Genomic DNA, 25,609 nt, shown 5'->3' with positions numbered 1-25,609 from the left:
TCCGGCGGTGCCGATCGAAGCGCTGCCGATCGAAGCGCTGCTCGGCGAGGTGGTGCCGGAGGCGGCAGAGGCGGTGGTGCTACCGGTGGTGGTGGTACCGGCCGTGGTGGAGCCGGTGGGGCGGGCTGACGCGGTAGCGGTGGTGGTCGTGGCGACGGCGAGTTGTTGGGTCACGGGTCATACGATCTTCCGTCCGACAACCTGGTACCAGAGTGTGCTTATCCAGGTATCAGAAGTACCTGGCACCCGGCTCCCGCATGGCGCATGCTGAGTCCATGAGCCTGACCACCGCGCCCGTCCGAAGCACCGCCGCGCCCGCCGGGTCGACCGCGACCGCGAGCCCCGCAGCCGCTCCGTCGACCCCGCTCGCCGCCGAGGCCCGACGGCACGAGCTGGCGGCGTTCCTGCGCAGCCGCCGCGAGCGGATCGCACCGGAGCAGGTGGGCCTGCCGACGACCGGCCGCCGCCGGACGCCGGGGCTGCGCCGCGAGGAGCTCGCGCAGCTCGCCGCCGTGGGGGTCACCTGGTACACGTGGCTGGAGCAGGGCCGGGACATCCAGGTCTCCACCCAGGTACTGGACGCCGTCGCCCGTGCCCTGCGGCTCGATCCGGCCGAGCGGTCGCACCTGTTCGCCCTGGCGGCCGCCGAGGACCCCGCTCCGGTGCTGGAGTGCCCGACGGTGACCCCGGCGGTGCGGCTGGTGCTGGAGCAGATGGCGCCGATGCCGGCGGCGGTGATCAACGCCCGGTACGACATCCTGGCGCACAACCCCTCCTACACCCACCTGGTCGGGAACGTCGACGAGTTGCCGTTCGAGGAGCGGAACCTGGTCTGGATGGCGTTCACACCGTCGCGCTTCCGGGACGTGCTGGTGAACCACGAGCAGGAGCGCGAGGGAATGGTGGCCCGGTTCCGGTCGGGCATGGCGGACCACACCGCCGAACCGGCCTGGAAGGCACTGCTCGCCCGGCTGCGCAAGGCCTCGCCGGACTTCGAGGCGGCCTGGCAGCGGCACGACGTCCAGCGGCCCGGCAACGGACTCAAGCAGTTCCTCATCCCGGGGGTCGGGCTGCTGCACTGCGACTACACGAGCTTCTGGCTCGGGCCCCGCCCCAGCACCCGCCTGATCGCCTACACCCCCAGGGACGAGGAGACCCGGGCACGGATGGCCCTCATGGCGGGCGGCCTCTGACCCGGACGGCCGTCGGACCGGGCGTCGGGCCGCCCGTCGGGCCGCTCGGTCGGGGCCCGGCCGCCGCCGAGCCGGCCCGCCGCGCCCGGTACCGGCCCCGACCCCGGCTCGGCAGCCGCCGCGCCCCGACCGAGCGCCAGGCAGAGGACGGCCAGCGGCAGCTCGACACCGCAGGCCATCACCAGGGCGGCGAGCAGCGGCAGCCCGCGTCCGGCGGTGCCGACGTCGGCCAGGGCGTCGCCCGCGAGCAGCAGCGCCACCACGCAGGCGGGCCCGAGCGCGCCCGGACTGCGGCGGCGCAGCAGCGCGTCCAGCCAGAGCAGGGCGCTCAGCTCGCCCAGGTCGAGGACGACCCAGACGGTCTCGTGGCAGAGCACCAGCACGGCCAGCCAGGGCAGCAGGGCCAGCGCCGCCAGGGCGGGCACCTGCGGAGCCCAGCCGGGCAGCGCCGGGGCGGTCGGCCGGGTCGGCCGGACGCGCGGAGCCGGCCAGGTGAACGACGTCGGCCGGGCTCCCGGCAGGACGGCGCTCATCGTGCGCTCCGGCCACGCGGGCGGACCCGCTCCAGCGACCGCCGCACCCGGCCGGCCGGGTGCTCCACCAGGACGCCGTCGAACGGGCCCCGCGCCCAGGCGAGCCAGAACTCCCCGGCCACCGTGACCACCTCGGGTGCCTCGACCACCCCGGCCCGCCGCCCCGCCCGGCGCAGCCGCCCGGCGGTGAAGCCCACGGCGGGCGCCGGGCCGCCCTGCGGCAGCCGGCCCCAGACCAGCCCGTACGACTCCCGCGCGCCGAGGGCCGGGCACCGCCGGGCGCCGCGCAGCAGCTCCGGGGCGAGCCGGGCCGCGACCACGACGTCGACCAACTCGCCGTGCTCGTACACCTCCAGCGCGGCCCGCCCCCGGGACGCCGGGACGCCCCGCACCGACCAGGGCCCGAGCAGCCCGAGCGGGGCCGCCGACCCGAGAAGGCCGACCGGCCGCGCCCACGCGGCGCCGGCGTCGCCGAGACCGGCGGCGGGCCGCGGGTACGGCGCGGTGGTGGGGTGCGAAGGAGTGCTCGTCATGCCGTCAAGACTTCCGTGGACGGCGCTCGCTGTCGGTAGTGCACCACACCGAATCAGGGGTGTACCCAGCTACACCCCAGGTCTCCACTCCCCTTCATGGCGGCCGTCGATCTTCGCGCCCTACGCTGTCCGTCATGCCCTCCACCCCGCTGCGCCGTGCGCTCGCCAGGAGCGTCGGGCGGCCGCTGTGGGCGGCCGTCTGGCGCGACACCCGGTTCATAGCCGCCGGCGTCCCACTGGCCGCGCCGATCTGGCTGGCCGTCCTCTACCTCAAGGTGTTCCTGCTGGTCCTCGGCCTGAGCCTGGCCGGCATGCGCCTGCTGACGACGGCCCAGCGCGGCCGGTTGCGCGCCCTGCGCGGGGTCGAGGTGCCGCCGCTGCTCCGTCCGGTCCGGACCTCGGCCGGTCTGCTGACCGGGCTGCGCACGGGGGTGAGCTGGCGCCAGGTCGGCTACCACCTGCTCGCGGGCCCGCTGCTCGCGCTCGGCGCCGTCGGGCTGCTCTACGCCTGGGGCGCGGGCCTGGTGATGGCCACCGTCTACGGCTGGACGTGGCTGATGCCGTCGTCGAGCCCGGTCCGCGGGCAGCTGGTCACGCTGGACGTCGCGGTCACCGTGGGCGGCGTGCTGCTGCTCCTCGTGCTGCCGTGGGCGACGGTCCTGCTGGCCCGGCTGGAGGAGTGGACGGCCCTGCGGCTGCTCGGCCCCGGCCGGGCGGAGGCCCTGGAGCGCCGGGTCGAGGAGATCGCCGAGAGCCGGGCCGGCCTGGTCGACGCCGTCGACGCCGAGCGCCGCCGGATCGAGCGCGACCTGCACGACGGCGCCCAGCAGCGGCTCACCTCGCTGGCGATGAACCTGGGCCTGGCCCGGCGCACCCTCAAACACGCCCCGCCCGAGGTCATGCAGGTGATAGTGGACGCGCACGAGGAGGCCCAGGCCGCCATCGACGAACTGCGGGACCTCGTGCGCGGCCTGCACCCCGCCGTTCTGGAGGACCGCGGCCTGGACGCGGCGCTGTCCGGCATCGCCGCCCGCTCGCCGCTGCCGGTGCGCGTCGACGTCGCCCTGACCGAGCCGGTCGCCCCGACCGTCGAGGCGGTCGCCTACTTCACCGTCTCCGAGGCGCTGACCAACGTCGCCAAGCACGCCCGTGCCTCCCGGGTCGACCTCTCGGTGCGGACGGCGGGCGGCCGGCTGCGCCTGGTCGTCAGCGACGACGGTGTCGGCGGCGCGGACGCCGCGCGCGGCACCGGCCTGACCGGGCTGCGCAAGCGCGCCGCCTCGGTCGACGGCACGCTGTCCGTTCTGAGCCCCCTCGGGGGCCCCACCACCATCACCGTGGAGTTGCCGTGCGTGCTGTGATCGCCGAGGACTCGGTCCTGCTGAGGGTCGGTCTGGTCAAGGTCCTGGAGGCCGTGGGCTTCGAGGTGGCGGCCGCGGTCGGGGACGCCGAGGCGCTGCTCGCCGCCGTCGAGGAGCACCGTCCGGCGGTGGTGGTGGCGGACGTCCGGATGCCGCCCGACTACACCGACGAGGGCGTCCGGGCCGCACTGATGATCCGCCGGCAGTGGCCGGAGGTCGCGGTGCTGCTGCTCTCGCAGTACGTCGAGGAGCGGTACGCGGCCGATCTGCTGGCCACGAACACCAGTGGGGTGGGCTACCTGCTCAAGCAGCGGGTGGCCAATGTGGACGACTTCGTGGACGCCCTCCAGCGGGTGGCCGAGGGCGGCACCGCGCTGGACCCGGAGGTGGTCGCCCAGCTGCTGGTCCGCCGCCACCGCGATCCGCTGGAGAAGCTGACCCCGCGCGAGCGGGACGTGCTCGGCCTGATGGCGGAGGGCCGCTCCAACGCGGCGATCGCCGCCGCCCTGGTGGTCAGCGACAGCGCCGTGGCGAAGCACATCAACTCGATCTTCACCAAGCTCGACCTGCCGCCGGCCGACAACAGCCACCGCCGGGTGCTCGCGGTGCTGCGGTTCCTGGAGGTCGGGTAGCCGTGGGCGCACGTCGGGCCTGGCAGATCACCGGGACGCTCACGCTGGCCTTCGCCATGCTGTTCGGCGCCGTGCAGACCTGGGCGGTGGTGGTGCAGCAGAAGGCGGTGTCCGAGCACTCCTACCAGGTCGCGGTGACCAGGGTGGAGCTGGACACCGGGACGGCGGAGGTCCGGATCAAGCCGGGCGTCCCCGGACGGGTGACGATGAGGCAGTACCTGGACTGGACGGTCCGCAAGCCCACGGTCTCGGCGATCTTCCAGGGGGACGTCCTCACCGTCCGGATGCGCTGCAACCAGCTGCTGCCTGCGGTGGACGTCGGCTGCGGCGCCTCGATCGATCTGGAGGTGCCGGCCGCGGCGTCGGTGTCCGGCGGCGGGACGTCCGGTGCCCTGGAGGTCCGGGACCTCACCGGGGACGTCCGGCTCACCGCGACCTCGGGCACGATCCGGCTGACCGGGCTCTCCGGACAGGTGTACGCACGCACCACCTCCGGGGAGCTGAAGGCCGCCGGCCTCGGGTCGCCGCGGGTGGAGGTGAGAGCCTTCTCCGGGGAGATCGACCTGGGCTTCGTGCGGCCGCCGCAGCTGGTGGACGCCGGTGCCACCTCCGGGTCGGTGGCGATCGGACTCCCGAAGGGCTCCCGGTACGCCTTCGACTTCAGCGGCGCCGCCGGTCCGGGCGACCGCCACATCGACCCCGAGCTGGCCGACTCCACCAGCTCCGACACCGTCCGGGTGGTGACTACATCGGGTTCGGTGCGCATCGTCACCGCGGCGGGCTGACGGACAAGGGCCGACGGACGCGGGCCCACGGACGCGGGCCCACGGACGAAGGCCCACGGCCAAAGGCCCACCGCCCGGCCCCCGGAAGGGCCCGGTGAGCAGCGCCGACCGGCCCCGGCGCGCGGTGGGGGACAATGAAGAGTCCCGAGCCCCCGTCCACGAGGTCAGCCGCGCATGACAGCCCCGCTCGACACCACCGCGTCCGCCACGGCATCCGCGCCCGCGCCCGCGCCCGCCACGGCCCCCGCCGCCGCGAACGCGGCCGCCGGCGAGCCCGCGGCCGCCGCCGCGCCCGCGACCAGCTCCGAGTTCGCGCCGCTGACGATCGGCCCGATGCGGGTGTGGCCGCCGGTCGTCCTGGCACCCATGGCCGGCATCACCAACGCGCCCTTCCGCACCCTCTGCCGCGAGCAGAGCGGCGGCAAGGGCCTGTACGTGAGCGAGATGATCACCACCCGGGCCCTGGTCGAGCGCAACGCCAAGACCATGCAGCTGATCAAGTTCGACGCGAGCGAGAAGCCGCGCTCGATCCAGCTGTACGGAGTGGACCCGGTGACCGTCGGCAAGGCCGCCCGGATGATCGCCGACGAGGGCCTGGCCGACCACATCGACCTCAACTTCGGCTGCCCCGTCCCCAAGGTGACCCGCAAGGGCGGCGGATCGGCGCTGCCGTACAAGCGCAACCTGCTGCGCGAGCTGTTGCGCGAGGCCGTGGCGAACGCGGGGGACCTCCCGGTCACCATGAAGATGCGCAAGGGCATCGACGACGACCACCTCACCTACCTGGACGCGGGCCGGATCGGCGCCGAGGAGGGCGTGGCCGCCATCGCCCTGCACGGGCGCACCGCCGCCCAGCACTACGGGGGCACGGCGGACTGGTCGGCGATCGCCCGGCTGCGCGAGTCCGTCCCGGCGCACATCCCGGTGCTCGGCAACGGCGACATCTGGTCGGCGGACGACGCGGTGCGGATGATGCGCGAGACCGGTTGCGACGGGGTGGTGGTCGGACGCGGCTGCCTCGGCCGGCCGTGGCTGTTCAAGGACCTGGTCTCGATCTTCGAGGGCGAGGTCGACTACGCCCGCCCGAGCTTCGCCGACGTGGCGCGGGCGATGGTGCGCCACGCGCAGCTGCTCGGGGAGTGGCTGGGGGACGAGACCCGCGGCGTGATCGACTTCCGCAAGCACGTCGCCTGGTACACCAAGGGCTTCTCGGTCGGCTCCGAGCTGCGGGTGAAGCTGGCGAACTCCTCCTCCTTGGCCGAGTTGGCCGAAACCCTGTCCATGGTGGAGCAGTCGCAGCTCTGGCCGGCCGGCGCGGACGGGCCGCGCGGGCGGACGAGCGGCAACAACCGGGTGGTTCTGCCGGAAGGCTGGTTGGACGATCCGTATGACTGCGCTCTTCCCAGTGCAGACGCCGAATCGGACACCTCTGGCGGTTGATCTGGCCGCTTAGGCAAAAATGGCGCTCGGCGACCCCTCGCCACCGCGGCCCAGCCCTCTTGTCCCATCTGGACAAGAGGGCTCCTTTTCGGTGTACGAGTATCACGGAAAGAGCACGAATCCGGACGCAGTGCGACGATCGGCGGAGGAGACCTACGCCCGACGGGCGAGATGCGTCCGTGACGCTTGCCACATACGGTGGCGACTGACGGCCCTTCAGGTGACGAAATGGACAGGTCGGCAGGGAATCGCTTCCCGAAGGGGGTGGCGCGGGATCGGGTGCTCGGGGTGCAGGAAATCAAGCCGGGGCAACACGCTGGACCGCCGACCGCTACCCTGCGTCCCCCTCGTGTGATCTTCCTGTTTCCTTGAGTTCAAGACTTGAAGGAATGCTCGCGTCATCCGGACGATTTCACCAACAGAGGTGAACGCCTTTACGTGCATTCGATCTGTTGGGTTACCACTGGGTACCGGCCTCATACGGCCTATTGGCGGCGCAGAAGCGCCTTCGAAATGGGTATGTTCTCCGGCGTCAGGGCAACCGTGTGCGAGGAGACCGACCCGTGCCGTCCCAGCAGAAGTTTGTTTACTCCTTCACCGAAGGAAACAAGGACCTCAAGGATCTTCTCGGCGGCAAGGGCGCGAACCTGGCCGAGATGACCAACCTGGGCCTCCCCGTCCCTCCGGGGTTCACCATCACCACCGAGGCCTGCAAGGTCTTCCTGGAGACCGGCAGCGAGCCCGCCTCCCTCCACAAGGAGATCAGCGCCCACCTGGACGCCCTTGAGCAGGAGATGGGCAAGCAGCTCGGCCAGGCCGACGACCCGCTGCTGGTCTCGGTCCGGTCCGGGGCCAAGTTCTCCATGCCCGGCATGATGGACACCGTCCTGAACATCGGCCTCTCCGACACCTCGGTGGTCGGTCTGGTCGCGCAGTCCGGCAACGAGCGCTTCGCCTGGGACTCCTACCGCCGCCTGGTCCAGATGTTCGGCAAGACCGTGCTGGGCGTCGACGGCGAGCTGTTCGAGGAGGCCCTGGACGAGGCCAAGCACGCCAAGGGCACCGTCAACGACCTGGACCTGGACGCTTCCGACCTCCAGGAACTGGTCGAGGTGTTCAAGGGCATCGTCCAGCGCGAGACCGGCCGGGCCTTCCCGCAGGACCCGCGCGAGCAGATGGACCTCGCCATCCACGCCGTCTTCCACTCCTGGAACGGCGACCGCGCGCGGCTCTACCGCCGCCAGGAGCGCATCCCGAACGACCTGGGCACCGCCGTCAACGTCTGTTCCATGGTGTTCGGCAACCTCGGCGAGGACTCCGGCACCGGTGTCGCCTTCACCCGCGACCCCTCCACGGGCGCCGTCGGCGTCTACGGCGACTACCTCTCCAACGCCCAGGGCGAGGACGTCGTCGCCGGCATCCGCAACACCCTGCCGCTCGCCGATCTCGAACAGCTCGACAAGAGGTCGTACGACGAGCTGATGACGATCATGCAGAAGCTCGAGAACCACTACCGCGACCTCTGCGACATCGAGTTCACCATCGAGCGCGGCAAGCTCTGGATGCTCCAGACCCGGGTCGGCAAGCGCACCGCCGCCGCCGCCTTCCGGATCGCCGTCCAACTGGTCGACCAGGGCCTGATCGACCTGGACGAGGCCCTGATGCGGGTCACCGGCGGTCAGCTCTCCCAGCTGATGTTCCCGCGCTTCGCGCCGAACGCCGAGTCCAAGCAGATCGCCTGGGGCCTGGCCGCCTCGCCCGGCGCCGCGATCGGCAAGGTGGTCTTCGACTCCTACACCGCCGTCAAGTGGTCCCGGTCCGGCGAGAAGGTCATCCTGGTCCGCCGCGAGACCAACCCGGACGACCTGGACGGCATGATCGCCGCCGAGGGCATCCTCACCTCGCGCGGCGGCAAGACCTCGCACGCCGCCGTCGTCGCCCGCGGCATGGGCAAGACCTGTGTCTGCGGTGCCGAGGAGCTGGAGGTCGACACCAAGCGCCGCCGGATGACCACCTCCGACGGCCTGGTGCTGGAAGAGGGCGACATCGTCTCCATCGACGGTGCGAGCGGCAAGGTCTACCTGGGCGAGGTACCCGTCCTGCCGTCCCCGGTGGTCGAGTACTTCGAGGGCACCCTGCACGCCGGCGCCGACGTCCAGGGCGGTCTCGTCCAGGCCGTGCACCGGCTGATGTCGCACGCCGACGGCCGCCGCCGGCTGGCCGTGCGGGCCAACGCCGACAACTCCGAGGACGGCGGCCGCGCCCGTCGCTACGGCGCCCAGGGCATCGGCCTCTGCCGCACCGAGCACATGTTCCTCGGCGAGGAGCGCCGCAAGGAGGTCGAGCACCTGATCCTGGCGGACAACGACAAGGACCGCGAGACCGCGCTCTCCACCCTGCTGCCGCTGCAGAAGGGCGACTTCCTGGAGCTCTTCCAGGCGATGGACGGGCTGCCCGTCACCGTCCGCCTGCTCGACCCGCCGCTGCACGAGTTCCTGCCGGACATCACCGAGCTCTCGGTGCGCGTCGCCCTCGCCGAGGCCCGCAAGGACCCGAACGAGAACGACCTGCGACTGCTCCAGGCGGTGCACAAGCTGCACGAGCAGAACCCGATGCTCGGCCTGCGCGGCGTCCGCCTCGGCCTGGTCATCCCCGGCCTGTTCGGCATGCAGGTGCGCGCCATCGCCGAGGCCGCCGCCGAGCGCAAGCTGGCCGGCGGGGACCCCCGCCCCGAGGTGATGATCCCGCTGGTCGGCACCGTCCAGGAGCTGGAGCTGGTTCGCGACGAGTGCGATCGCGTGCTGGCCGAGGTCGCCCAGTCCACCGGCGTCCAGCTGGACATCAAGCTCGGCACCATGATCGAGCTGCCCCGGGCCGCCCTGACGGCCGGCCAGATCGCCGAGGCCGCCGAGTTCTTCTCCTTCGGCACCAACGACCTCACCCAGACGGTCTGGGGCTTCTCCCGGGACGACGTGGAGGCCTCGTTCTTCACGGCCTACCTGGAGAAGGGCATCTTCGGGGTCTCCCCGTTCGAGACCATCGACCGCGACGGTGTCGGCGCGCTGGTCAAGCACGCCGTCGAGGCCGGCCGGGCCACCCGCCCCGACCTCAAGCTGGGCGTCTGCGGCGAGCACGGCGGCGACCCGGAGTCGGTGCACTTCTTCCACGAGGTGGGGCTGGACTACGTCTCCTGCTCCCCCTTCCGGATCCCGGTGGCGCGCCTGGAGGCAGGCCGCGCCGCCATCGAGACGGCGGGCAGCGACTCGCGCTGACGCGGAGCCCCGGCCAGGCATCGGCCGGGGCACCGCCGACGCGGTCACTGACCGCACCCCCTCCCACCGGGGAGGGCGTACACCGGAGCTCGGCGCAGGAGAACCGGCGTACGTAACGCGAGCGGGGCGGGAACGGACAATGGCGTCCGTTCCCGCCCCGCTCGTCTGTCTGTGCGGAAGACCCGCGGGGAACGGCGGGCAACGGCGGCGACTCTGCCCGAAGGTCTGCCCGCCCGGCCGCCCGGGTCTGCCCGTCCGGTCCGCCATACCGTTCCTCTGCCCACCCGCGCCGCCCGCCCGTCGCACCCGACGAGCGGCCGCGGGTGTGGCCGCGGCCACGCGTGTGGCTGGCCGGCCACGGCCCGGCCGGCTGCCAAGCTGGAGCGCATGACCAGCAAGAACCGCCTGTTCGCCCTGGTGGCCGTCCTCCTCTGCGCGCTCGCCGCGCTCGCCGGGTGCCAGCTCTCGAACGACGGGGCGGACAGCCCGAAAGCCACCGTCGCCGCCTCCACCGGAGCGAGCGCCACCGGCCCGAAGCCCTCCGCTCCGAAGTCCTCCCCGCCAGTCGGCACCACCCCGGCCCCGGCCGGCGGCTGGGTGCCCACCGACCCCGCGCTGGCCGACGTCTGCCGCACCAAGCTGCCCGCCCAGGCCGTCGACACCCTCGGCCTGATCGCCAAGGGCGGCCCCTACCCGTACCGCTCGGACGGCATCGTCTTCGAGAACCGGGAGAACCGCCTCCCGCGCAAGGCCTCCGGCTACTACCACGAGTACACCGTCGTGACCCCGGGCTCCGGCGACCGCGGCGCCCGACGCGTCGTCACCGGCGGTACCGGGGAGCAGTACTGGACGGCCGACCACTACGGCTCCTTCCAGGAGATCGACGCCCGCTGCTGAGTCATCGGCTCTGGAAAGTACTTTCCACATCGGAAAGTAGATGCCATAGTGGAAGTACCAGCAACGCCGGGGCGCCCACGGGGTCCCGGGCACTCCAGGGGGATCCATGAACGCCGCCGAACCCGCCGACCCGTCCGCCGCCGACCGGTCCGCCGCCGACCTGCCCGCCGCCGAGGCGCTGCGCCTGGCCGACCGGGCCAGGGCCGCCGCCCAGGCACCGGGCCGCCTTCCCGGCTGGTACGGACCGGCCTTCGCGGTGGCGTTCACCGTCTACGGCACCGGCGTCGGACAGGCGATCGGAGCCGGGATGGGCTGGCTGGGCGGGCTGTTCGGGGCGCTCTTCGCCGCCCTGACGGGTGCGCTGGCCCGGGTCGCCGTGAACCAGGGCGGCATCGTGCACCGCATGGCGCCCGGCATCGGTCGGCCGGTGGTCCTGGCCGTCCTCGCGGTGATCCTGGTGGGCCTGGCCGCCCTGCTGCTCGCCTGGCTGGCGGGCGGCGGTGCGCGCTGGATGGGCGCGGCGGCGGGCTTGGCGGCGGGCGCGGCCTTCTGGGTGGCCACGGACCGGCTCACCGCGTCGATCCGCCGGATGCCGGCGGCCCGCTGATGCCGGCCGCGCTCGACCCCCTGCTCCAGCACCCGACCCGGCTGATCGTCCTGGCCTTCCTGAGCGCCTGCACCGAGGCCGAGTTCGCCACCGTCCGGGACCACTGCGAGGTCTCCGACTCGACGCTCAGCAAGGCGGCGGCCGCCCTGGAGGAGGCCGGATACGTGGTGGTGAAGAAGGGGTACGTCGGCAAGCGTCCGCGGACCTGGCTCGGCGCCACCAAGGCCGGCCGCAAGGCGCTGGCCGCCCACCTCGCCGAACTCCAGCGGCTGGTGGCCGCGGCCGAGTCCGCCGGCGCCGCCCAGGACCCGGCCTGAGCCCACGCGCCGACCGGACCGCGCCCGCCCACCGGTACGCCCGCAAGTCGCTACGCCCGCAAGTCGCTACGCCCGCACACCGCCGCCCCCGCAGGCCCGCCGCCCTACCGGGCCCGCCGCCAGCCGATCCGCGCGTGCGGCCCGTGCGGGCCGGTGGCGAGCAGGGTCCGCAGCTCCCGCAGCACGGGCTCCGGCTCCCGCCGCAGCTGCACCGGCGTGGCGCGGACGACCGGGAGTCCGGCGGCGGTGAGGCGGTTGGCCCGCGCCAGCCCGCGCTCGTGGTCGGCCGGGCGCAGGTGCCAGGCCCGGGAGTCGATCTCCAGTGCCACGCAGGCCTGCGGCCAGTAGGCGTCGGGGACGGCGAGGAAGCGCCCGTCCAGGAACAGCACCGGGTTCCAGAGCGGCTCCGGCAGGCCGGCCCCGCGGACCAGCTCACGGGCCTCGCCCTCGACGACCGAGCGCACTCCGGCGGTGAGGTCCTCCACCACCTGGGCGACCTGCGGCAGTGCGAGCGCCCCGGGCCGGGTGAGCAACTGGTCCAGCAACTCGCCGAGGTCGCAGTGCCGCCGCTGGACCGCCTCCGCGCAGAGCGCCCGGAACCGGCGCCGGCCGCCCTCCCGCGGTACGAGGTCGGCCAGGGCCCGGGCGACCGTCGTGCTCCAGAGCCCGTCGTCCCGCTCGAACCCGCCCGGCAGCGGCCCGGCGGCCCGGTGGATCCGGACGAAGCCCCGGTCCGAGACCCGGCGCGGGCCCGCGATCAGCACGTCGACGTCCCCGAGGTCCGCCGGGTGCCCGGCGGACGGTAGCCCGGCCGAGGCCAGGACCGCCTCCCCGGTCAGCAGCACCTCGCCGGGCCGCGCCGACCGCCCCTTCGGAGCCGCGTACGCGAGCGCCGCGCGCAGCCGCTGATGCGGGGTCAGCCGCCCGCTCTGCAGGCAGATCACCCGGGGCAGCACCTGCTGCCAGGGCCCGCCGGGCCGCAGCCGGTGCGCGATGGTGCCGGACGGCACCCCGAGCCGGCGCAGCTGTGCCCGGGTGACGATGTGCTGCTGGTCGGCGCCGAGCAGCAGCAGGGGGTCGAGGAGGTCCGTGCGGGTCATGCCGGGGTGCTTCCCGCCCGGGTCGGGGGTATGCGAAACATCGCCCGTCGGGGGAGCGGGCCGCCAATCGGGTTGACGCGGCGCCGGTCGGCCGGGTGGGCTTGGCCGCGATGACTTCCCTCCGCGCCGGCCCCGGGCTGCTGGGGCACGCCGCGACCGGCGGGTCGCCGGTCAGGCCGTGATCAGCTGCCCAGCACCGCCGCCGTGTCTAAGGCACTCCTGGTTGATCGCGCGTTCCGGGGCGCTCGGCGAGGTGGCGGCGGCGATCCGCAGCTCGATGATGTCCCGCACGGCGGGCCACTCGGAGTCGAGGATCGAGTAGAACGCGGTGGAGCGCACCACCCCGTCCAGCCCGCGCGAGTGTGCCCGGCGGACGCCCTCGGACGTCGCGCCCAGGCGCTCGATCGCGGCCCGGGAGCGCAGGTTGCGGGCGTCCGCGCGCATCGAGATCCGCTGCACCCGCCACTCCTCGAAGGCGTACCGCAGCATCAGCAGCTTGGCCTCGGCGTTGACGCCGGTGCCCTGGGCACGCGGGGAGAGCCAGGTGTTGCCGATCTCGGCGGCGTCCGGGACGGCCGTGGCCGGATCGCCGAACGGCACGCCGGGCACCGGCGGCCAGACGACCGGGCCCTGCCAGTAGTCGAGTTCGAGGAAACGGGTGGAGCCGACCACCCGGCCGTCCGCGAGGTTCACCGTCGCGAACGGCAGCGCCCGGCCCGCGGCCCGGTCGGCGAGGGCGCGCGCGATGTAGTCGCGGGCCGCTTCCAGGCCGTGCGGGACGGGGGTGAAGGCGTAGGTCGTACGGTCCTCGGCGCCGGCCTCGGCGATGGCCTCGGCATGGTGCGCGGCAAGGGGCTCCAGCCGCACGGTGCGGCCGGTGAGGATGACAGGTACGGGCACGGAACCATCGGTCCTTCATCGGTCGGAGGGCGCGTCCCGTGCCGGGGTGCGGCTCGGGCTGCGTGGACGTTCGCCCCGGCCCCGGAATCCGCCCGCCCGGGACCGCGCACGCCGGAGGACCGGTCGGACGGGGTGGGGGCGGCGGCCCGGAGGCGGGCAGCGCGGTGCCGGAACGGACACGGGTCGACGGACCGGTCCGGCGGGATGAGCGAGGGGACAGTGTGCGTCCGCGAGATGGCCGAAGAGGAAACGTGAGCGCGAAGGGGAGCAGGCGGCCAGATGAAGGCAAGATGCGTCGTGGGTGACTGGCCGAGCACCGGGCCGGGACGTGATCGACGGCGTTACGGACGACGTGACGACGACGCGGCGATGCGAGGCAGCGAGAGGACGATACCCGCCAGAAGGCGGTGCGTCACCTCGCGGCACACGAATGGGCGCGCGGGCCTTCCGGACGCACGCCCGGGAGGGGCTTCGGGCGCCCGTAACCAGCGGGTTTGCCGCCGGGTGCGATCATGGTCCGGAGGGCATCGCGGCGCGCCGCCGGGGCACCCCGGCGGGTCGCCGGGCGTTCCCCGGGGAAGCGGCCGCGCGACGGCTGCGGCCGGCGGGAATTCCGGCGGCGTCCGGCACGCTGGAGACGACGACAAGCCGGTACCGGTCGACGAGTAGAGAACGGGGTGTGGGTGCGCGGTGCGTGATCCCCAGGAGCTGTACGAGCTGGATCAGCAGGGCGTGGCCGCCGTGGCCGCGGCGAAGGCCGCGCTGGCCGACACCGGCGCGGGCCTGGTGCTGCTCCACCACTTCGAGGGCTTCATGGACGCCGGCGAGGCCGGCGGCCAGGTGGTCGCCCACCTGCTGGAGGAGGGCGAGCCGCAGGTGGTGGCCCGCTTCGACCACGACCGCCTGGTGGACTACCGGGCCCGCCGCCCCGCCATGCTGTTCGACCGCGAGCACTGGGCCTCCTACGAGCCGCCGGAGATCCTCCTCCAGCTGGTCCGCGACGCGGCCGGCTCGCCGTTCCTGCTGCTCACCGGGCCCGAGCCGGACGTCGAGTGGGAGCGCTTCGGCGCCGCCGTGCGCCGGCTCGTCGAGCGCTTCGAGGTCCGGCTGACGCTGGACTTCCACGGCATCCCGATGGGCGTGCCGCACACCCGCCCGGTCGGCCTGACCCCGCACGGCACCCGGCTGGACCTCGCCGCCGGCTACCCGCAGTGGTTCGAGCAGGCCCAGGTGCCGGGCAGCGCGCAGGCACTGCTGGAGTACCGGCTGGCCGAGGCCGGGCACGACGTGCTGGGCTTCGCCGTGCACGTGCCGCACTACGTGGCGCGCTCGGCCTACCCGGCGGCCGCGGTGCTGATCCTGGAGGCCGTGCAGTCCGCCACCGGCCTGGTGCTGCCGGGCACCCGGCTGCGCGAGCGGGTGGGCGAGGTGTACGCCGACATCGAGGAGCAGCTGGCCCACGGGGACGGCGAGTTGCGCTCCGCGATCCGCGGCATGGAGGGCCAGTACGACGCCGTCGCGGGGGCGGAGGGCCGGGAGAGCCTGCTGGCCGAGCCGGTCGACCTGCCGTCGGCGGACGAGCTGGGCCGGCGCTTCGAGCAGTTCCTGGCCGAGCACGAGCGCGGCCCCGAGTAGTCCGCGCGCCGGCGTCCGCCGGACTCTCCGCCCCGGGCGGGAGAGTTCGGGCGCCGTCGTTCGTTGGCGGTGAGGTGCCCGGGGGACGGGCCGCCGTGAAGAGATGCGTCGCCGGCTCCGGCCCCCGGGGGGATTCCATGTCCGTGTCCACACGCCCGACCGCGGTTCTGGCCACCGGGCTGGCCGCGCTGCTGCTGGCCGCCTGCAGCGGCGGCGGCGGTGCCGCGGGTACCGCCGCCCGGTCACCGGGCGGCCCCGAGCCGGTGCGGGCCACCCCCACCCCGACCCCGCTCCCCACCGGCCCCTACGTCGCCCTCGGGGACTCCTACACCTCCGGGCTGAAGATCGCCCCGCAGGTGGGCGAACCGAGGGGCTGCGCCCGCTCGGCCGTCAACTACCCGTCCCTGGTGGCGAAGGCCCTCGGCCTGGCGGACGACCGGTTCAAGGACGTCAGCTGCAGCGGTGCCCGCACCGGGGACCTCACCGGCTCCCAGGAGACCGACGGCGGCGGGGTCAACCCGCCGCAGCTGGACGCGCTCTCCCCGGCCACCCGCCTGGTCACGGTCGGGATCGGCGGCAACGACGCCGGGTTCATGGAGGTCGTCGGCGAGTGCGCCAAGGAGAACCTGGCGGACGTGGTGAAGAGCCTGATCGGCTCGGGGCGGGCGCCGGCGCCGTGCAAGGACCACTACGCCTCCGCCGGCGGCGCCGCCGACCAGGTGCAGCGCAAGGTGGACACCGCCGGCGAACGGCTGGGCCAGGTGCTGCAGGAGGTCAAGCGCCGCTCCCCGCAGGCCCGCGTCTACGTGGTCGGCTACCCGGTGCTGCTGCCGGCCGACCCGGCGAGCTGCGCACCGGTGCTCGGCCGGGCCCTGGCCGCGGCCGACCTCGGCTTCATCGCCGAGAAGGAGCAGCAGTTGAACGCGATGCTCAAGCGGCGCGCGGAGACGGCGGGCGCCGTCTTCGTCGACGCGGCCGCGCCCTCGGCCGGTCACGACATGTGCGCCGGCGAGGCGGCCCGCTGGGTGGAGCCGCCGTTCCCGGCCCCCGGGCTGGCGGCGATCCACCCCAACGCGAGGGGCCAGGAGGGCGTGGCGGCAGCCGTGTTGAAGGCCGTCCGGGGCTGAGCCCCCGCCAGCCGGGGCCGGTCCGGCCGGGTGCCGGACCGGCCCCGGCCGGACGGCCAGGGTTCACGTCCCGGCCCGCACCCCTTCGCGCGCCGCACATCCCGGCTGTCGGAGCGGCGGCGTACGGTGATTGGCATATGGACGACACTGCACACCGCCTCCCCGACGCCCCGTTCCCGTACGACCACGCCGCCGAGGCCCGCTGGGTGCCCGAGCCGGACAAGCGTCCGGGCCGGACGGCCTTCCAGCGCGACCGCGCCCGCGTGCTGCACTCCGCAGCCCTGCGCCGACTCGCCGGCACCACCCAGGTCGTTGCCCCGATGCGCAGTGACTTCCCCCGGACCAGGCTCACCCACTCGCTCGAATGCGCCCAGGTCGGGCGGGAGTTGGGCGCCGCCCTCGGCTGCGACCCGGACCTCGTCGAGACCGCCTGCCTGGCCCACGACATCGGCCACCCGCCGTTCGGCCACACCGGCGAGGAGGCCCTCGACCAGGCCGCCGAGGCCTGCGGCGGCTTCGAGGGCAACGCGCAGTCGCTGCGCATCCTGACCCGCCTGGAGCCCAAGCGCTTCGCCCCGCAGGACGAGCAGCCCGCCCGGCTCGCCCCCTGGCCCGGCCGCAGCGTCGGCCTCAACCTGACCCGGGCCGCGCTGGACGCCGCCACCAAGTACCCCTGGACGTACGGCGCGCACCCGGTCGACCCGGCCTCGTCCAAGTACGGCGTCTACGCCGACGACCTGCCGGTGTTCCGCTGGCTGCGGGCCGGCACCCCGCCGGGGCGCAAGTGCTTCGAGGCCACCGTGATGGACTGGTCCGACGACGTCGCCTACTCCACCCATGACGTCGAGGACGGCCTCCAGGCCGGCCACATCGAGCCGGCCGTGCTGCGCGCCCCGAGCGAGCGCGCCGAGCTGTTCAAGGTGGCCGAGCGCTACGCGCCGGACGCCGAGCCCGAGGAGCTGGCCGCCGCGCTGGACCGGCTGCTCGGCCAGGAGTGGTGGCCCAGCGCCTACGACGGCTCGGCCCGCGCCCGGGCCGGGCTGAAGGACCTCACCAGCCAGCTGATCGGCCGCTTCTGCCTGGCCGCCGAGCAGGCCACCCGGGCCCGCTACGGCCCCGGCCGGCTCAGCCGGTACGCGGCCGAGCTGGTGGTGCCGCGGGACGTCCGGCTGGAGTGCGCGGTGCTCAAGGCCGTCGCGGTGCGCTTCGTGATGCAGCGCGACGAGCAGGCCCAGCTCCGGGCCCGCCAGCGGATCGTGATCGCCGAGCTGGCCCACGTCCTCGCCGAGCGGGCGCCCGAGGGCCTGGACCCGGTCTTCGCCACCCTCTACCGCGAGGCGGAGGACGACCGCGGCGCCCTCCGTGCGGTGATCGACCAGATCGCCACCCTCACCGACGCCTCCGCCCTGGCGCTGCACGCCCGACTGGTGGGGCCGCCCCGGTCGTGAGGAGGTCGCCCCGGCGCGGTCGGTAACCCGCGCCGCCCCAGTAGACTTCCGGGGTGGCCGGGCGGATCAGGGACGAAGACGTACAGGCGGTGCGGAGCGCACTGCCGATCGACGTGGTGGTCGGCGACTACGTACAGCTCACCAACGGTGGCGGTGGCGAGTACAAGGGCGTCTGCCCGTTCCACGACGAGAAGTCCGCCTCCTTCTACGTGAACCCCGCCAAGGGCGTCTTCCACTGCTTCGGCTGCCAGGAGAACGGCGACACCATCGCCTTCCTGATGAAGATCGAGCACTTCACCTTCGCCGAGGCCGTCGAGCGGATGGCCGCCCAGGCCAACATCACGCTCCGCTACGAGGAGGGTGGCTACAGCCCCCGCCACCAGCAGGGCGAGCGCACCCGGCTGGTCGAGGCGCACAAGGTGGCCGCCGCCTGGTTCCGGGAGCAGCTCGGCTCGCCGGAGGCCGAGATCGGGCGGCGCTTCCTCGCCGAGCGCGGTTTCGACGAGGCGGCGGCGGCGACCTTCGGCGTCGGCTACGCCCCGGCCGGCTGGGAGAACCTGGTCCGCTACCTGCGCGGCAAGGGCTTCAGCGACAAGGAGATCCTGCTCGGCGGCCTGGCCTCGCAGGGCCAGCGCGGCGGCCTGATCGACCGCTTCCGGGGCCGGCTGGTCTGGCCGATCCGCGACATCGCCGGCGAGACGGTCGGCTTCGGCGCCCGCCGGCTGCGCGAGGACGACAACGGCCCGAAGTACCTCAACACGCCCGAGACGCCGATCTACAAGAAGTCCCACGTGCTGTACGGCATCGACCTGGCGAAGAAGGAGATCGCCAAGTCGGGCCGGGCGGTGGTGGTCGAGGGCTACACCGACGTGATGGCCTGCCACCTGGCCGGGGTCACCACGGCGGTGGCCACCTGCGGCACCGCCTTCGCCGAGGACCACATCAAGATCATCCGTCGGCTGCTGATGGACACCTCCCAGTACCGCGGCGAGACGGTCTTCACCTTCGACGGCGACGCGGCCGGCCAGAAGGCCGCCCTGCGGGCCTTCGAGGACGACCAGAAGTTCGCCGCCAAGACCTCCATCGCGGTCAGCCCCGGCGGCATGGACCCGTGCGACCTGCGCCTGGCCAAGGGCGACGAGGCGGTCCGGGAGCTGATCGACAACCCCGTCCCGCTGTTCGAGTTCGCGCTGCGCTCGGCCGTCGCCCGGCACCGGGTGGAGAACCCGGAGGGCCGCTCGGCGGCCCTGGAGGAGGCCGCGCCGATCGTCGCCAAGATCAAGGACCGCTCGATCCAGCACGAGTACGCCGTCCGGCTGGCCGGCATGCTCGGCATCCTGGACGAGCAGTTCGTGGTCCGCCGGATCTCCCAGCTGGCCCGCTGGGAGCGCGAGCGCCAGCAGAACCCGCGCGCCAACGGCCAGCAGCGCCGCCCCGAGCAGGGCCAGCCGGTCCGCTCCGCCCCGCCGGCCTTCCGGCTCAACCCGCGGGACCCGGCCCAGTTCGTCGAGCGCGAGCTGCTCAAGCTGGCCCTGCAGCACCCGGACCTGGTCAGCCCGGCCTTCGACCACTACGGCGAGGACGAGTTCCCCACGCCGCCGTACACCGCCGTGCGCCGCGCCATCGGCCAGGCCGGCGGCGCCGCGTACGGGGCCACCCTGGCCGACTTCACCAGCACGGTCCGCGAGGCGGCCCCGGACGACCGGGTCCGTTCGCTGGTCACCGAGCTGATCGTCGAACCGGTGCGCTCGCGCCGCAAGGTGGACGCGATCTACGCCGGGGAGTTCCTGGTCAAGCTGCGGCTACTGGCGGTCGACCGCCGCGTCGAGGAGGTCCGCGGGCACCTCCAGCGGCTCGGCACCCGGGCCTCCGCCGAGGAACTGCACGCGGTGCAGACCGAGCTGTGGCAGCTCCAGCAGTACGGGCAGAGCCTGCGCAGCCGGGGCGCCGCCGCGCTCTGACGCCGGGTCCGGTCCGGCGCCGGCGCGGGTGCCTCCCGGAGGAGCGGCCCTCGCGGCCCGCCGGAGAAAGTCCGCGCACGAGTCTCGGCCACGAAGCGTGGCGTACCGCACACTGGAGGGCGTCCCACCTCCGTCCAGCGCGCGGGTCCGCCAGAGTCGCGCCCGCCCCGAGGGATGCCCGTGGACCAAGGCCTAGCCGCGACCGCCCGCCCGACCACCGATCCGCTCGCCCCCCACGACGACGACCACGGCCGGGCCGGCCCGCCGCCCGCCGACGGTGCCCGGGTGCCCGCGCAGGGCCTCCCGGAGGGCCACCCCGGGGCCGCCGACCCCGATCCCGATACCGTGCCCGCCGCCGGTCGGGCGGCGGAGCCGGGGTCCGCGGCCGAGCCGGACCTCGACGCCGAGCCCGACCCCGGCCCGGCGGGCGCCACCGGCCCGGCGGCGGACCTCTTCCGCCAGTACCTGCGCGAGATCGGCCGGATCCGGCTGCTGAACGCCGCCGAGGAGGTGGAGCTGGCCCGCCGGATCGAGGCCGGCCTGTTCGCGGAGGAGCGGCTCAACCGCGAGCCGCCGCCGCCCGACCCGCTGGCCGGGGAGCTGGACACCCTGGTGGTGACCGGGCGGATCGCCAAACGGCGGCTGATCGAGGCCAACCTGCGTCTGGTGGTCTCGGTCGCCAAGCGCTACGTCGGCCGCGGCCTCACCATGCTGGACCTGGTCCAGGAGGGCAACCTCGGCCTGATCCGGGCGGTGGAGAAGTTCGACTACGCCCGCGGGTACAAGTTCTCGACCTACGCGACCTGGTGGATCCGCCAGGCGATGAGCCGGGCGCTGGCCGACCAGGCGCGGACGATCCGGGTGCCGGTGCACGTGGTCGAGCTGATCAACCGGGTCATCCGGGTGCAGCGCGCGCTGCTCCAGGAGAGCGGGACCGAGCCGGGCCCGGCCGAGATCGCCGTCGCCCTGGAGCTGACCGAGGCCCGGGTGCGCGAGCTGCTCCGGCTGGCCCAGGAGCCGATCTCGCTGCACACCCCGGTCGGCGAGGAGGACGACGTCGCGCTCGGCGACCTGATCGAGGACGCGGACGCGGCCTCCCCGGCCGAGTCCGCCACCTTCCTGCTGCTGCGCCAGCACCTGGAGGCGGTGCTGGCCACGCTGGGGGACCGCGAGCGCCAGGTCGTCCAGCTCCGCTACGGCCTGGACGACGGCCGCCCGCGGACCCTGGAGGAGATCGGCGTGCTGTTCGGCGTGACCAGGGAGCGGATCCGCCAGATCGAGTCCAAGACCCTCGTCAAGCTCCGGGAGCACGCCTTCGCCGAGCAGCTCCGCGGCTACCTCGACTAGGAGCTGGGCACCGGGGCGGCGGGGGTGGCCGGCGGCGAGGCCGGGCCGATCGGGATCGGGGTCGAGGCGATCATCTCGGCCAGCCCCGAGACGCCCGCCGTGCAGGCGTCCCCGGCCGGCTGGTGGCCGCAGACCCGGAAGGTGGCGTTCGGGTCCGCCGCGTTCACCATCGCCGAGTAGTTGTCGTACCCCCAGTGGATCAGCGCCGTCTCGGTCTCGCCGCCGCTGCTGGTGATGGTCGCCCAGTCGTCCGGCGCGCCCTCGGTGATGGCGGCCCAGGCAGCCTGGCAGCGCTGGCTGTAGCGGAGGTAGATCACCACCTTGCCGATGTTGCCGGTCAGCAGGGTGCGGGCGTCGGCGCCGCAGCCGGTCGCCTTGGGATCCTTGTGCGAGCAGCCCATCGCCTGGCAGGACGACTCGGTCGGGGCGGTCCGCGCGGTCGGGGTGGCCGTGGCCGTCCCGGCCCCGGTGACCTGTGCGACGGCGGCCGGTTCGGCGCCGTCGCCGCGGGTGTAGTGGACCCCGGCCAGCACCATCAGGGCGGCCACCGCGGCCGCGCAGCCGACCAGGGCGACCGGCCGCCGCCACCAGCGGACGGACGGCGCCAGGTCCGGCCGGTCCTCGACCACCGGTTCGGCGCCGTCGGGCTCCGCGGGTTCCGCCTCCGGCTCCGGGTCCGGGTCCGCCCCGGCCCCTTCCACCGCCGGGTCCTGGACCGCCGGGCCGTCCGGGGCCGGGTACGCCTGCGCCTCCGTGTCCGCCGGCACGCCGTCGGTGCCGGCCGCGTCCCGCGCACCCGCCGCGGTCTGCTCCCAGAGCGCCCGCAGCGCGGGGCCGTCGCACTCGACCGCCCTGATCAGGGCGTCGAGCGCCTGCTCGGTGATGACCCGCTTGCCGTTCAGCCAGCGTTCCCAGGAGGCCCGGCTGTAGTGGGTCCGGGAGGCGAGCTCGGAGAGCGAGAACCCGGTGGCGTCCTTGACCGCACGGAGCTCCTCCGTCAGGCGCCTCGCGGGCACGGAGAGGTCGTCCGGCAGTTGCTTCCAGGCGGAGCCCATTTCGGTCAGTCCCAACATCGGAGGCGGGCGGCGGAGGCGCCGGAAGGGCCTGAAGGGGCTCCGGCCCGGGCCGTGGGGGCCGCTCCCGTGTCTCCAACCTCATCGGCATGTTGTCCCAAACACCAGGTCCTGGCCCTGAGACGGACGGAAGTGTCTCACAACCCCGGCTGACGCTCGAGCAGGTGCCTGGTCGTCATGCAGAGTTCTCTCACCGGTGCGTTTCGCGGTCCGGATGTTTCGTCCGGACCCTGCTTTCCAGGCCGGTCCCCGACGTCCCGATCCCCCACCGGACATGGCAGCCTCGCGGGGGGAGGCTGCCCCGTCCGAGGGACGTACGGCGGGGGAGGGCGCTTCTGTGCGCCCTCCCCCGCCGTGGTCACGGGCCCGCCGGCGCCCGCCTCGGCCGAGCCGGTGTCAGTGGTGGAAGGCCGTCCTGGGCGGCACGCCGTACTCCTTGAGCGGGCGGGGCTGGCTCCGCAGCTCCGGCAGCAGCCGGTCGAGGTCGGCGAGCAGCAGGTCGGCCAGGTCCCGGGAGAAGCCGTTGCGGCAGACCACCCGGAGCACCGAGAGGTCCTCCCGGTCGGCGGGGAAGGTGTACGCCGGTACCTGCCAGCCGCGCTCGCGCAGTCTCCGCGAGACGTCGAACACGTCGAAGGTCACCTCCTCGGAGGTGGTGAAGGCGAAGACCGGCAGTTCGTCGCCCCGGGTCAGCAGCCGGAAGTCGCCGAGCGCCTCGATCTGCCCGGCCAGGTAGACCGCGACCTCCCGGCAGGCTCCCTGGACGGCCGTGAAGCCGCTGCGGCCCAGTCGCAGGAAGGTGTAGTACTGCGCGATCACCTCCGCGCCGGGGCGGGAGAAGTTCAGCGCGAAGGTCGGCATCTCCCCGCCGAGGTAGTTGACCCGGAACACCAGCTCCTCGGGCAGCGAGTCGTGGTCCCGCCAGAGCGCCCAGCCGACCCCGGGGTAGACCAGGCCGTACTTGTGGCCGGAGGTGTTGATCGAGGCGACCCGCGGCAGCCGGAAGTCCCAGACCAGCTCGGGGTCCAGGAAGGGCGCGACCATGGCGCCGGAGGCGCCGTCCACGTGGACCGGGATGTCCAGCCCGGTGCGCTGCTGCAGCGCGTCGAGGGCGGCGCTGACCTCCGCCACCGGCTCGTAGGAGCCGTCGAAGGTCGATCCGAGCACGGCCACCACCCCGATGGTGTCCTCGTCGCAGAGCGCCAGCGCCTCCTCCGTGCCGAGGTGGAAGCGCTCGCCGGCCATCGGCACGAGGCGGGCCTCGACCTCCCAGAAGGTGCAGAACTTCTCCCAGCAGACCTGGACGTTGACGCCCATCACCAGGTTCGGGCGGGCGCCGGCCGCGTACCGGTCGGCGTTGCGCTTCATCCAGCGCCGCTTGAGGGCGAGGCCGGCCAGCATGCAGGCCTCGCTGGAGCCGGTGGTGGAGCAGCCGACCGCGGCGCTCGGGTCGGGCGCGTGCCAGAGGTCGGCGAGGATCGCCACGCAGCGCCGCTCCAGCTCGGCGGTCTGCGGGTACTCGTCCTTGTCGATCATGTTCTTGTCGAGGCACTCGGTCATCAGCCGGGTGGCCTGGACCTCCATCGACGTGGTGACGAAGGTCGCCAGGTTGAGCTTGGCGTTCCCGTCCAGCATCAGCTCGTCGTGGATCAGCTGGTACGCCGTGTCGGCCGCCACCGGGCCGTCGGAGAGGCGGTGCAGCGGTGGGGCCAGCTCCATCGCGCTCAGCGGGTCGGCGGAGCCGACGAACGGATTGACGGACAGCCGGCGGTCGTCGCCGGTCCCCTTGTGCAGCGCCATGTGGTCCTGTCGCCCTTCGCTCCGGTGACCGCGTCGCTCCTCACGCTGCCACCGGCCACCGGAAGGCGCATCTCCACGGCGGCGCGGCACGCCCGCTCCCGGGGGCCGCCGGGCGGATCAGGCGGCCGTCTCCGGGTGGATCTGCTCGCGGGCGGCGCGGTACTGCTGACGGACCGCCGAGCCGACCGGCAGGTCCTGCTCGGCGTCCGGTGTGACGGTGACGGCCTCCGGAAGCTCCCAGTGCGGCGGTTCGGGGGTGCCGGCCAGCGCCCAGGCGGCCTGCCGGGCCGCGCCGCGCGCCGCGTGGGCACCCGGCGGCGGCACCACGACCGGGATGCCGAACAGCTGCGGGGCGATCTGCCGCACGGCCGGCAGCCGCCCGGTGGCGCCCAGCAGGAAGACCCGCTTCACCCCGACGCCCTGGGCGCGCAGCACGTCCAGCGCGTCCGCGATGTTGCAGAGCATGCCCTCGACGGCGGCCCGGGCCAGGTGCTCGGGGGTCATCGACTCGGCCCGGAGCCCGGTCAGGGTGCCGGCCGCGTGGGGCAGCGCGGGCGTCCGCTCGCCGTCCAGGTAGGGCAGCAGCACCAGGCCGTACGCGCCGGGGGAGGAGCGCAGGGCCAGGTCGCTGAGGCCGTCCAGGTCGCAGCCGAGCATCGCCGCCGTGGAGCGGAGCACCTGGGCGGCGTTCAGGGTGGCGACCATCGGCAGGTGGCGGCCGGTGGCGTCGGCGAAGGAGGAGACCAGCCCGGTGGCGTCCACCACGGCCTGCTCGTTCACCGCGAAGATCGTCCCGGAGCTGCCCAGCGAGACCACCGCGTCGCCGGGCCGCAGGCCTAGCCCGAGCGCGGCGGCCATGTTGTCGCCGGTGCCGGCCGAGATCAGCAGGCCCTCGGGGGTGTGCCCGGCGGGTTCGGCGGGGCCGAGCACGTCGGGCAGCCTCAGCTCGTGGCCGAGCGCGAGCTCCACCAGGTCCTGCCGGTACTCACCGGTGATCGGCGACCAGTAGCCGGTGCCGGAGGCGTCGCCCCGGTCGGTGGTGCGCCGCTTGGGGTGGCCGAGCAGTTGCCAGACCAGCCAGTCGTGCGGCAGCAGCACCTCGGCCACCCGGCGGGCGTTGGCCGGTTCGAACTCGGCCAGCCAGCGCAGCTTGGCGATGGTGTACATCGGACCGGGGACGGCCCCGATCGCCGCCGTCCAGGCCGCCGGGCCGCCGAGCGCGTCCAGCAGCGCGGCGGCGGCGCCGCTGGAGCGCGGGTCGTTCCAGAGGATCGCGGGGCGGACCAGGACGCCGCCCGCGTCCAGGCCGATCATGCCGTGCTGCTGGGCGCTGACGCCGATCGCCCGGACGCCCTCCAGCAGACCACCGGCGGCGGCGTCCCCCAGCGAGTGCAGCCAGACCTGCGGGTCGGCCTCACCGGCCCGCAGGTCGGCCGCCTGCGGCACGGGGTGCGGCGCCTTGCCGGACCGCAGCACCGCGCCGGTCTCGCTGTCGCACGCGACGATCCGGGTGCGACCGGTCGAGCTGTCTATCCCCGCGACGATGGCCATGTCGAGATCATGCCTCAGCGCACGTCCGGACGCTGCCAGGCCCGGTAAGTGTTGCTCGTTCGGTACCGCTCCGGAGCCGTCCCGGCCGCCCCGCCGT

At 74.1% G+C, this 25,609-nt stretch carries 21 protein-coding genes; 14 read left to right on the top strand and 7 right to left on the bottom strand.

The genetic code is table 11. The features are described from left to right. The first annotated feature begins 275 nt into the window (after positions 1–275). On the top strand, positions 276–1,193 hold the full coding sequence (locus OG618_RS12955) for a helix-turn-helix transcriptional regulator (RefSeq protein WP_329487551.1): 918 nt from the start codon (positions 276–278) through the stop codon (positions 1,191–1,193). On the opposite strand, the gene OG618_RS12950 is transcribed toward OG618_RS12955, so the two are convergent. Together OG618_RS12950 and OG618_RS12945 are read right to left on the bottom strand one after the other, a co-directional pair. Further along, the gene (locus tag OG618_RS12950) at positions 1,133–1,726 is read right to left on the bottom strand and encodes a hypothetical protein (protein WP_329487549.1); all 594 of its coding nucleotides are present in this window, start codon (positions 1,724–1,726) and stop codon (positions 1,133–1,135) included. The genes OG618_RS12955 and OG618_RS12950 overlap by 61 nt on opposite strands. Next, the gene (locus tag OG618_RS12945) at positions 1,723–2,259 is read right to left on the bottom strand and encodes a hypothetical protein (RefSeq protein WP_329487548.1); all 537 of its coding nucleotides are present in this window, start codon (positions 2,257–2,259) and stop codon (positions 1,723–1,725) included. The genes OG618_RS12950 and OG618_RS12945 overlap by 4 nt, the downstream gene beginning before the upstream one ends. Before the next feature lie 134 nt (positions 2,260–2,393). Here OG618_RS12945 and OG618_RS12940 point away from each other — a divergent pair, with 134 nt between their 5' ends. The 8 genes from OG618_RS12940 (at position 2,394) to OG618_RS12905 (ending at position 11,570) form a co-directional block, all read left to right on the top strand. Further along, a complete protein-coding gene (locus tag OG618_RS12940; protein ID WP_329487547.1) occupies positions 2,394–3,620 on the top strand; it encodes a sensor histidine kinase in 1,227 nt (408 codons plus the stop codon). Further along, entirely contained in the window at positions 3,608–4,252 is a 645-nt protein-coding gene (locus OG618_RS12935; RefSeq protein WP_329487545.1) for a response regulator transcription factor, read from the top strand. The genes OG618_RS12940 and OG618_RS12935 overlap by 13 nt, the downstream gene beginning before the upstream one ends. Positions 4,253–4,254: 2 nt before the next feature. Then, positions 4,255–5,037, top strand: coding sequence for a DUF4097 family beta strand repeat-containing protein (locus OG618_RS12930; RefSeq protein ID WP_329487542.1), 783 nt, complete (start codon positions 4,255–4,257; stop codon positions 5,035–5,037). A gap of 333 nt (positions 5,038–5,370) precedes the next feature. Beyond that, entirely contained in the window at positions 5,371–6,477 is a 1,107-nt protein-coding gene (gene dusB, locus OG618_RS12925; RefSeq protein ID WP_329492091.1) for a tRNA dihydrouridine synthase DusB, read from the top strand. A gap of 563 nt (positions 6,478–7,040) precedes the next feature. Further along, the gene (gene ppdK / locus OG618_RS12920; protein WP_329487540.1) at positions 7,041–9,749 is read left to right on the top strand and encodes a pyruvate, phosphate dikinase; all 2,709 of its coding nucleotides are present in this window, start codon (positions 7,041–7,043) and stop codon (positions 9,747–9,749) included. Between the two features lie 387 nt (positions 9,750–10,136). Then, entirely contained in the window at positions 10,137–10,646 is a 510-nt protein-coding gene (locus OG618_RS12915; RefSeq protein ID WP_329487538.1) for a ribonuclease, read from the top strand. Between the two features lie 106 nt (positions 10,647–10,752). Then, positions 10,753–11,253, top strand: coding sequence for a hypothetical protein (locus OG618_RS12910; RefSeq protein WP_329487537.1), 501 nt, complete (start codon positions 10,753–10,755; stop codon positions 11,251–11,253). Then, entirely contained in the window at positions 11,253–11,570 is a 318-nt protein-coding gene (locus tag OG618_RS12905; RefSeq protein WP_329487535.1) for a winged helix-turn-helix domain-containing protein, read from the top strand. The genes OG618_RS12910 and OG618_RS12905 overlap by 1 nt, the downstream gene beginning before the upstream one ends. Positions 11,571–11,674: 104 nt before the next feature. On the opposite strand, the gene OG618_RS12900 is transcribed toward OG618_RS12905, so the two are convergent. Together OG618_RS12900 and OG618_RS12895 are read right to left on the bottom strand one after the other, a co-directional pair. Then, positions 11,675–12,670 (bottom strand): hypothetical protein, encoded by a 996-nt coding sequence (locus OG618_RS12900; RefSeq protein WP_329487533.1) that lies wholly within the window; start codon positions 12,668–12,670, stop codon positions 11,675–11,677. Positions 12,671–12,841: 171 nt separating this feature from the next. Beyond that, positions 12,842–13,570: a GNAT family N-acetyltransferase gene (locus OG618_RS12895; protein WP_329487531.1), complete on the bottom strand. Its 729-nt coding sequence runs from the start codon at positions 13,568–13,570 to the stop codon at positions 12,842–12,844. A 690-nt stretch (positions 13,571–14,260) separates the two neighbouring features. On the opposite strand from OG618_RS12895, the gene OG618_RS12890 reads away from it, so the two are divergent. From OG618_RS12890 to OG618_RS12870, 5 genes are all read left to right on the top strand, one after another. After that, entirely contained in the window at positions 14,261–15,205 is a 945-nt protein-coding gene (locus OG618_RS12890) for a PAC2 family protein (RefSeq protein WP_329487530.1), read from the top strand. Positions 15,206–15,348: 143 nt separating this feature from the next. Next, the gene (locus OG618_RS12885; protein WP_329487528.1) at positions 15,349–16,332 is read left to right on the top strand and encodes an SGNH/GDSL hydrolase family protein; all 984 of its coding nucleotides are present in this window, start codon (positions 15,349–15,351) and stop codon (positions 16,330–16,332) included. Between the two features lie 137 nt (positions 16,333–16,469). Further along, positions 16,470–17,780, top strand: coding sequence for a deoxyguanosinetriphosphate triphosphohydrolase (locus OG618_RS12880; RefSeq protein WP_329487526.1), 1,311 nt, complete (start codon positions 16,470–16,472; stop codon positions 17,778–17,780). Between the two features lie 53 nt (positions 17,781–17,833). Next, positions 17,834–19,741, top strand: coding sequence for a DNA primase (gene dnaG, locus OG618_RS12875; RefSeq protein ID WP_329487524.1), 1,908 nt, complete (start codon positions 17,834–17,836; stop codon positions 19,739–19,741). 174 nt (positions 19,742–19,915) lie between these two features. After that, positions 19,916–21,088: an RNA polymerase sigma factor gene (locus OG618_RS12870; protein WP_329487522.1), complete on the top strand. Its 1,173-nt coding sequence runs from the start codon at positions 19,916–19,918 to the stop codon at positions 21,086–21,088. On the opposite strand, the gene OG618_RS12865 is transcribed toward OG618_RS12870, so the two are convergent. From OG618_RS12865 to OG618_RS12855, 3 genes are all read right to left on the bottom strand, one after another. Then, complete coding sequence (locus tag OG618_RS12865; RefSeq protein ID WP_329487520.1) at positions 21,085–22,143, bottom strand: helix-turn-helix domain-containing protein; 1,059 nt, start codon at positions 22,141–22,143, stop codon at positions 21,085–21,087. The genes OG618_RS12870 and OG618_RS12865 overlap by 4 nt on opposite strands. Before the next feature lie 414 nt (positions 22,144–22,557). Beyond that, a complete protein-coding gene (locus OG618_RS12860; RefSeq protein ID WP_329487519.1) occupies positions 22,558–23,961 on the bottom strand; it encodes a glutamate decarboxylase in 1,404 nt (467 codons plus the stop codon). A 117-nt stretch (positions 23,962–24,078) separates the two neighbouring features. Next, positions 24,079–25,512 (bottom strand): FGGY family carbohydrate kinase, encoded by a 1,434-nt coding sequence (locus tag OG618_RS12855; protein WP_329487518.1) that lies wholly within the window; start codon positions 25,510–25,512, stop codon positions 24,079–24,081. Positions 25,513–25,609 lie beyond the last annotated feature (97 nt).

This window comes from Kitasatospora sp. NBC_01246, assembly GCF_036226505.1.
In the GTDB taxonomy this organism is placed as follows: domain Bacteria; phylum Actinomycetota; class Actinomycetes; order Streptomycetales; family Streptomycetaceae; genus Kitasatospora.
Note: the sequence above shows the minus strand (reverse complement) of the source record. Positions and strands in the feature narration are given on the sequence as shown.

What these genes read in the sequence shown, in the direction of transcription:
- OG618_RS12955 (WP_329487551.1), top strand. Translation starts at nt 276, where the DNA reads ATGAGCCTGACCACCGCGCCCGTCCGAAGCACCGCCGCGCCCGCCGGG.
- OG618_RS12950 (WP_329487549.1), bottom strand. Translation starts at nt 1,726, where the DNA reads ATGAGCGCCGTCCTGCCGGGAGCCCGGCCGACGTCGTTCACCTGGCCG.
- OG618_RS12945 (WP_329487548.1), bottom strand. Translation starts at nt 2,259, where the DNA reads ATGACGAGCACTCCTTCGCACCCCACCACCGCGCCGTACCCGCGGCCC.
- OG618_RS12940 (WP_329487547.1), top strand. Translation starts at nt 2,394, where the DNA reads ATGCCCTCCACCCCGCTGCGCCGTGCGCTCGCCAGGAGCGTCGGGCGG.
- dusB (WP_329492091.1), top strand. Translation starts at nt 5,371, where the DNA reads ATGCGGGTGTGGCCGCCGGTCGTCCTGGCACCCATGGCCGGCATCACC.
- OG618_RS12915 (WP_329487538.1), top strand. Translation starts at nt 10,137, where the DNA reads ATGACCAGCAAGAACCGCCTGTTCGCCCTGGTGGCCGTCCTCCTCTGC.
- OG618_RS12910 (WP_329487537.1), top strand. Translation starts at nt 10,753, where the DNA reads ATGAACGCCGCCGAACCCGCCGACCCGTCCGCCGCCGACCGGTCCGCC.
- OG618_RS12905 (WP_329487535.1), top strand. Translation starts at nt 11,253, where the DNA reads ATGCCGGCCGCGCTCGACCCCCTGCTCCAGCACCCGACCCGGCTGATC.
- OG618_RS12900 (WP_329487533.1), bottom strand. Translation starts at nt 12,670, where the DNA reads ATGACCCGCACGGACCTCCTCGACCCCCTGCTGCTGCTCGGCGCCGAC.
- OG618_RS12880 (WP_329487526.1), top strand. Translation starts at nt 16,470, where the DNA reads ATGGACGACACTGCACACCGCCTCCCCGACGCCCCGTTCCCGTACGAC.
- OG618_RS12870 (WP_329487522.1), top strand. Translation starts at nt 19,916, where the DNA reads ATGCCCGTGGACCAAGGCCTAGCCGCGACCGCCCGCCCGACCACCGAT.
- OG618_RS12865 (WP_329487520.1), bottom strand. Translation starts at nt 22,143, where the DNA reads ATGGGCTCCGCCTGGAAGCAACTGCCGGACGACCTCTCCGTGCCCGCG.
- OG618_RS12860 (WP_329487519.1), bottom strand. Translation starts at nt 23,961, where the DNA reads ATGGCGCTGCACAAGGGGACCGGCGACGACCGCCGGCTGTCCGTCAAT.
- OG618_RS12855 (WP_329487518.1), bottom strand. Translation starts at nt 25,512, where the DNA reads ATGGCCATCGTCGCGGGGATAGACAGCTCGACCGGTCGCACCCGGATC.